Raw genomic sequence first — 6,741 nt, 5'->3', positions numbered from 1 at the left:
CGCGTGCCACTTTCCCCCTGATGACAAACGCCCGCAGTCGGCACGCTGCGAGGCGCGCCGCAGCTTTGCCAAAACCCACCAAGCCCACCGCATGAACCTCCCCATCCTCCCGGCCGACAAGGCCAACCATTTCGTCTACGGCGCCTGCGCGGCCGCCCTGGGCGGCCTGCACAGCGTGCTGGCCGGCCTGGTGCTGTGCGCGGTGGTCGCCATCGCCAAAGAGGTGCGCGACCGCGTCACCCGCCGCGGCACGCCCGAGCTGCTCGACGTCCTGGCCACCGTGGCCGGCGGCCTGGTGGCGCTGCTGCCGCTGGCGGCGTGGCGCCTGGGGGTGTCGTTGTGATGCGCTGGGCCTCCTCCCTGGTGCTGGCCGTGCTGCTGGCGTGGCCCTGGCTGGCCCGCGCGGCCGACAAAGACCCGCTCGACTACCCCATCCGTCAATACGGCTTCATGCTGGGCGTGGCCCTGCTCGGCGGCCTCGTGAGCTGGTGGGCCAAGGTGCGAAAGGGCGAGGCCCGCGCCTGGCACCTCACCGGCCTGGTGGGCGAGCTTTGCACCAGCGCCTTTGCGGGCCTGCTGGCATTTTGGCTGTGCGAGTGGGCGGCCACCCCGCCGCTGCTGACCGCCAGCCTGGTCGGCATCAGCGGGCACATGGGCACCCGGGCCATCACGGCGTTCGAGGAGTTCGCGCAGAAGAAGTACGGAGCCAAACCATGATCGAGGCGCTTCTCTCTTTCCTGGGGGGCACCGCCTTCCGCATGATCTGGGGCGAGGTGAGCGCCTGGCTGACTGCGCGCCAAGAGCACCAACGCGAGATCGAGCGCATGCGCCTGCAGGGCGAGCTGGACGCCGCCGCGCACGAGCGCAACCTCGCCGGCCAGCGCCTGCAGGCCGAGCTGGGCATCAAGGTCATCGAGGCGCAGGCCGTGGCCCGCGAGGGCGAGATCGAGGCCAGCGCCTGGCTGGCCGCCGTGCAGGCCACCACGCAGCGCGTGGGCATTGCCTGGGTCGATGCCTGGAATGCGTTGATCCGGCCGGGCGTGGCCACCTGGGCCGTGCTGATGCTGACCGCCCGCGAGCTGCAGTGGGTGCCGCTGACCGCCACCACCGAGGCCGTGGCCTTCGCCGCGCTGGGCCTGTTCCTGGCCGACCGCACACTGGGCAAGCGGGGCAAGTGATGACGGCCGACCCCGTCACCATCGCCGCGGCCCTGTGCCGGCGCTTCGAGGGCCTCTACCTGCGGCCCTACCTGTGCCCGGCTGGCGTGCCCACGATTGGCTACGGCGCCACCTTCTACGAGGACGGCACGCGCGTCACCCTGCGCGACGCCGCCATCACCCGCGAGCGCGCCGAGGCCCTGCTGCTGTGGCACGTGCGGCGCGTGTACCTGCCGGCGGTGCAGCGCCTGTGCCCCGGCGCCACCGAGCCCGGCCTGCTGGCCGCCCTCATCGACTTCGCATTCAACCTGGGCGCTGGCCGCCTGCAGTCCAGCACCCTGCGCCGCAAGGTCAACGCGGGCGAGCTGCAGGCCGTGCCCGCCGAGCTGCGCAAGTGGGTGATGGCCGGCGGGCGCGTGCTGCGCGGCCTGGTGCTGCGCCGCGAGGCCGAAATCGCCCTGATTCCAACCTGATCCCCCAACCGGAGTGACCCCATGAGCAACATCACCAACCTGCTGGAAAACCGATTCATCGATTACCTGCGCGGCCAAGCGCCTGCAGCCATCACCACGCTGGCCTGGGCGCTGATCGTCGCCACGCGGGGCTACAGCAACAGCATCCGCAGCCAGGCCGTGTCGTTGAACGACACGGTGCTGCCGGCCACGCCCAACGGCCGCATCTACCGCTGCACCACGGCCGGCACCACCGGCGCCAGCGAGCCCAGCTGGCCGACGACTGCCGGCGGCACGGTGGCCGACGGGACCGCGGTTTGGACCGAGCAGACCGACGCCCTGGACGCGGGCACCTTCACCGAGGCGGCCAACGCGGGCAACTACACCCGGCCCAGTGTGGCGGCGTCGTTGGCCAACATGGCGGGCACGCAGGGCGCGGGCACCACGGTGGCCAGCACCGGCACCAGTGGCCAAACCAGCAACAACACCGTGCTCACCTTCGGCTCGGCGGCGCCATCGACCAACTGGGGCGTGGTGTTCGGCACCTACATGCTGGACTCGGCCACCTACGGCTCGGGCACGCCGCTGGTGTGGGCCCCCCTGGCCACGCCCAAAACCGTCAACAGCGGCGACGCGCAGCCCACCTTCCCGGCGGGTTCGTTCACCTTCACGCTGGCATGACCATGCTGCGGGTGGCGTTTCGAGTGGGTGACGTGCGCCTTTTCGCGCGCGTCATTCACGCCTGGGACCGCACCGACGTCAGCCACTGCGAGGTGGCCACGGCCTGGCGTGGGCTCGAGCACCGCTGCCTCAGCGCTTCGATGCTGGACAAGGGCGTGCGCGCCAAAGACCTGGTGCTGACCGACGCCAAGTGGCGCGTGTACGAAGTGCCCCACGACCCGCTCGAGGCCGAGGCCTGGTTTGCCGAGCACGAGGGCGACCGCTACGACGTGCTGGGCCTGCTCGGCTTCGTCATCCGCCCCATCAAGGGCTGGCTGCGGGCCTTCTTCTGCAGCGAGGCCTGCGCCGCCATGCTGGGCCTGGCCGAGCCCTGGCGCTACTCGCCACGCCTGCTTGATCTTTACTGCGCGGCCGTCGGCCGGCGCATTTACTTGGAGTGACCATGTCCTACAACTACGACGCAAGCCAGGTGGGCGTGCCCTACGTGCGCGCCCACCGCATCGAAATCCTGTACCCCGACGCCGGCCAACTGCCGCAGGCCTTCATCGAGCAGTCGCTGGCCGTCAAGCTGGCCGACGGTACCGTGCGCAAGCTGGAGGACCTGCCGCCGATTCGCGCCGAGTTCGACCTGGCAAATGACGGGCTGCGCCCAATCCCGCTGGTCGATCCTTCGAGCGCCGCGCCGCTGGGCGTCGACACCAACCTGCGCAACGTCATGCTCGCCATCCTGGCCGTGGTGCGGAAGCAGCAGCTTCTGGTGCAGGGGTAAGCCATGGCCATTGGAACCACCACCCTCAACCCGGGGACGGGCGGCGACAAGGTCCTGAACGACTCGCTGACCACGGTCAACGGTGGGGCTGCACCAAGCGGGGCCGTGGCCCAGGTCATCAAGCAGGCGTATGGCGCGGCCAGCGACGCCAACCTGGTGGACGACACCCACGGCATGCCGTCGCTGCTGCTGGGCGCCGCTGCTGGCACTTGGCCTGGCTACAGCGGACCGAGCGACACGGCGCAGCGCACGGCCACGATTGACGACGACGGCGCGCTGATCACGCGATCTGCCGTACTGACCGACGAGGGCACTTTCCGCTGCAACTTTGCCAACACCTCGCTGTGGGTGGGCATCGGATCGGTCACGGTCAGCGGCACCACTGTCGGCGGCACGGGCTTCTTGGCCGCTGACGTTAACCTGAACGACTACTTCAAGGTTTCGGCAGATGCCGACACCGTGGCGGTGCAGATCGCATCGATCGACAGCGACACGCAACTTACGCTCAAAGCGGCATACACCGGAAGCACCAGCGGCACGGGGCAGCGCGCCATCATGCTGCCGGTCACTGGCGCGGGTGGCAGCAACGCCGTGGCATCGGGCCAACTGACCATCATCGCAGGCACCACGGCCACCAGCCAGACCGGCGTCAAGCGCTACGTCGACTACGGCCCACTCGTTTACCGCGCCCGGGGCACCATCTCGCAGCGCATCGCCAACCAGGCCCTGCGCGCTGGCTTTCGTGAGGATGTGGCAACCCCGCGTTGGTTCGCTTGGTTCCTGCTGGACGGCACCACCAACACCACCGTCAAGCTGCAAACGGGCCGTAACCCAACGGGAGCCCCGTCTGCCTCTGAGATTCAGGAAACCACCGTCACGCTGCCAAACGGCGCAACCACGGCCACGGCGCGAGATTGGCGAATTGAGCTGCTGAACGAGCGCGTTGTCTTCTACTGCGACGACGTGCACCTGTTCTCGCACAGCATCACCATTCCGCACCAGCACGACGAAATGGCGGCGGTGTACGAGTTCGTGAACGGCACGACCCCCGCCAGCAGCACCACCGCCGTGGTGGATTTCTGCACAGTAAAGAACCACAACAAAGTCGAAATCGGTGTCATGAGCGACACCGAAAAGATCGTGGCAAGCCAACCCCCCGCCCAAGAGTTTTTCTACTCGCAAGCTGGCGTTATTGCGATCAACACCAACCTGTTGGTGATTGACTGCTCTCAGATTCGGTCGCTGTCAATCCAAGTGGTATCGATGGGCACAACCGGCATCATCACGCCGGAGTGGAGCAACGACCCCGCTTTCGGCTCGCCGCTGGCGGGTGCTGCGGTTTCAGCCACTGCTGGCGCTGGCCCGGCCACCACGTTCTCAACCGCAGGCATTTGGACATCGGCAGTTCCGGCACGTTATCTGCGCCTACGCCTTTCCACGGCAACGACCGCAGGCACGACAACCCTTCGCGTTGTTGGGTTCCAGCACGCCGCCCCTTACGCCATCAACACCGCAGTCACCGGCATTTCGGGCACGGTCACGGTGGCGGCGGCTGCGGGCACGGCCCGCATCGGCAACGTGTCCGGCGCCGGCATCTGGTACGACGACAGCAGCACCGCACTGGCCGCCAACGCCACGTTCACCGGCACCAACCGCGACGCCACGGTGACGGCCACGGCCACGGCGTTTGCCAACGCTGCGACCTACGCCGGGGAAATCCGCGTGTCGGCCGAGTCCGACCAGTCGGGCACGCTGTGGATCGAGGTTAGCCGCGACAACACCAACTGGCGCCGCGCCAAATCGGTGCCCACTGCTGCCGTCACGGGCGGCGGACAGTACGCCGAGATCATCCACCGCCCGAGCTGGCGCTACTGGCGCGTCGGGTTCACCAACGGCGCCACCCTGCAGGCCCGCTTCAGCATCGGCTCGATCGCTACCGCTACCGCGTAAGGCTTCCCAATGCTGCTGATCCTGTTCCAGCAGAACCTGCAGGCTGGCGCTGGCAATGCGCTAGCCGCTTCGGCGCAGGGCAGGGCCACGGCCACGGCCGCGCTCAGCGCCTCGATCCGCTTGGCAGCTGCGGTGCAAGGAAGCTCGAGCGCCAGCGCGGCGCTCTCTACCGCCGTTCGCCTGCAGGCGGCCGCCCAGGGTGTTGCGCAGGCCTCTGCCAACCTGCAGGCCGGCGCCAGCAGCGCCTTGGCGGCTACCGCGCAGGCCAGTGGCACCGCCACGGCGAACCTCAGCACGTCGATCCGATTGGCAGCTGCGGCGCAAGGCATCGCCGGCGCCACTGCCAACCTGCAAACAGGCGCCGCCCAGGCCCTGGCTGCAGCGGCGCAGGGCAGGGCCACGGCCACGGCCGCGCTCACCACCTCGATCCGCCTGGCGGCCAGCGCCCAGGGCACTGGCACCGCCACGGCCAACCTGCAGGCCGGCAGCGCCCAGGCCTTGGCTGCCGCCGCTGTGGCGCAAGCCGCGGCCAGCGCGCAGCTCACCACGGCCATCCGGCTGCAGGCGGTCGCCACGGCCAGCGGCACCGCCACGGCCAGCTTGGCGACGGCGACCCGACTGGCTGCGGCAGCCATCGGTCGGGCCCAAGCCTCGGCGGCCCTTACCACCGCCATCCGACTGCAAGCCCTGGCCCAGGCCCGCGGCACCGCCACGGCCGACCTGGGCACCTTGGTCGTCCTGACCCCCGGGCCGGCCAGCCGCACTCGCATCGTCCCAGCGCGCGAGCGCCTGCTCGTCGTCGCCGAGGTCGAAACCCTGCGCACCGTCCCCGCGCGCCAGCGCCTGGTGACGGTGGCCGCTGCCGACACCACCCGCACCGTCCCCGCCCGTGCTCGCCAGCGCACGGTGCCCACCCAGTGAGCCGCCCATGAGCCAGAACCGCTACGCCATCGCCCCCGGCGAAACCCTCGACTACACCATCGATTTCAACGGCCCCAGCCCTGGGCCGGCGCTGCAGGCCGGCCAGACCATCAGCGGCCACGTGGTGACCGTGACCGGCGGCCTGACGAGGGTCACCGACAGCGTCAGCGGCGGCACCAAGTCGCTGGTGCGCGTGAGCTGCCCGGCCACCGTGCCCACCGGCACCCGTGCGCAGCTGCGCGTCGTGGCCACCACCAACACCGGCGAGGTGCTGGTCGATCAGATCGAGCTGCTGGTCGCGGCTTGATCGTCGACTTTCTGGACGCGGCCAGCATCGTGGCCTGGTACCGCGTGGCGCCCGATCGGCATGGGCCCCAGCTCGTGGCCATGGCCAAGATCCAGCCCAAGTACGCCGAGGCCATCAAGGCAGCGGGTGAGCTGCTGCGTGCTGAGCGCCGCCAGGCCAAAACCTCGCCGGTATAGATTCCGGTGTAGGTTTTTAAATCGAGGGCCTGTTTTCCCTATAACAGGCACCGCTGCATCAGGGGGGTATGTTCCCTCTGGGCCTCGGTGTTTGTCTCTGTCGTCATAGATACCCGCGCCGCAGATTCACGCAACGCCGCGCAGCGCCGCTCCGATTCCGGTATAGATTCCGGTGTAGTTTTTGGAGCGGTGTAGGTTTTCCATGTTTGACGCGCGTGCTGCCAAGGCTCTAGGGCCGGGCGATCATCTCACCATTGACCAGGCGCCTGGCTTGCGCCTGGTGGCCGGCCAGGCGCTCAAAACCTGGGTGTACCGGTACCGCTCGCCC

The 6,741-nt window shown here is 69.1% G+C and carries 11 protein-coding genes; all 11 read left to right on the top strand.

The features are described from left to right. Positions 1–343: hypothetical protein (locus ACOVRJ_RS06615; protein ID WP_422043094.1), on the top strand; the 343-nt coding region annotated here is incomplete at its 5' end. Then, complete coding sequence (locus tag ACOVRJ_RS06610; RefSeq protein WP_422043093.1) at positions 343–717, top strand: phage holin family protein; 375 nt, start codon at positions 343–345, stop codon at positions 715–717. The genes ACOVRJ_RS06615 and ACOVRJ_RS06610, both read left to right, overlap by 1 nt. Beyond that, positions 714–1,178: a hypothetical protein gene (locus ACOVRJ_RS06605; protein WP_422043092.1), complete on the top strand. Its 465-nt coding sequence runs from the start codon at positions 714–716 to the stop codon at positions 1,176–1,178. The genes ACOVRJ_RS06610 and ACOVRJ_RS06605 overlap by 4 nt, the downstream gene beginning before the upstream one ends. Beyond that, positions 1,178–1,630 carry a lysozyme gene (locus tag ACOVRJ_RS06600; protein ID WP_422043091.1) on the top strand — a complete coding sequence of 151 codons (453 nt, stop codon included), beginning with the start codon at positions 1,178–1,180 and terminating at the stop codon, positions 1,628–1,630. Before ACOVRJ_RS06605 ends, ACOVRJ_RS06600 begins: the two co-directional genes overlap by 1 nt. Before the next feature lie 21 nt (positions 1,631–1,651). After that, a complete protein-coding gene (locus ACOVRJ_RS06595; protein ID WP_422043090.1) occupies positions 1,652–2,290 on the top strand; it encodes a phage tail fiber protein in 639 nt (212 codons plus the stop codon). Next, positions 2,287–2,730 (top strand): hypothetical protein, encoded by a 444-nt coding sequence (locus ACOVRJ_RS06590; RefSeq protein WP_422043089.1) that lies wholly within the window; start codon positions 2,287–2,289, stop codon positions 2,728–2,730. The genes ACOVRJ_RS06595 and ACOVRJ_RS06590 overlap by 4 nt, the downstream gene beginning before the upstream one ends. Positions 2,731–2,732: 2 nt before the next feature. Beyond that, positions 2,733–3,059, top strand: coding sequence for a hypothetical protein (locus ACOVRJ_RS06585; protein ID WP_422043088.1), 327 nt, complete (start codon positions 2,733–2,735; stop codon positions 3,057–3,059). Between the two features lie 3 nt (positions 3,060–3,062). Next, positions 3,063–5,009, top strand: a complete 1,947-nt coding sequence (locus tag ACOVRJ_RS06580; RefSeq protein ID WP_422043087.1) for a hypothetical protein — start codon at positions 3,063–3,065, stop codon at positions 5,007–5,009. A gap of 9 nt (positions 5,010–5,018) precedes the next feature. Then, positions 5,019–5,930 (top strand): hypothetical protein, encoded by a 912-nt coding sequence (locus ACOVRJ_RS06575; protein WP_422043086.1) that lies wholly within the window; start codon positions 5,019–5,021, stop codon positions 5,928–5,930. 7 nt (positions 5,931–5,937) lie between these two features. Beyond that, the gene (locus tag ACOVRJ_RS06570) at positions 5,938–6,237 is read left to right on the top strand and encodes a hypothetical protein (protein ID WP_422043085.1); all 300 of its coding nucleotides are present in this window, start codon (positions 5,938–5,940) and stop codon (positions 6,235–6,237) included. Then, entirely contained in the window at positions 6,234–6,413 is a 180-nt protein-coding gene (locus ACOVRJ_RS06565) for a hypothetical protein (protein ID WP_422043084.1), read from the top strand. The genes ACOVRJ_RS06570 and ACOVRJ_RS06565 overlap by 4 nt, the downstream gene beginning before the upstream one ends. The last annotated feature ends 328 nt before the right edge of the window (positions 6,414–6,741 follow it).

This window comes from Roseateles sp., assembly GCF_049240545.1.
Lineage (GTDB): Bacteria > Pseudomonadota > Gammaproteobacteria > Burkholderiales > Burkholderiaceae_C > Paucibacter_A.
Note: the sequence above shows the minus strand (reverse complement) of the source record. Positions and strands in the feature narration are given on the sequence as shown.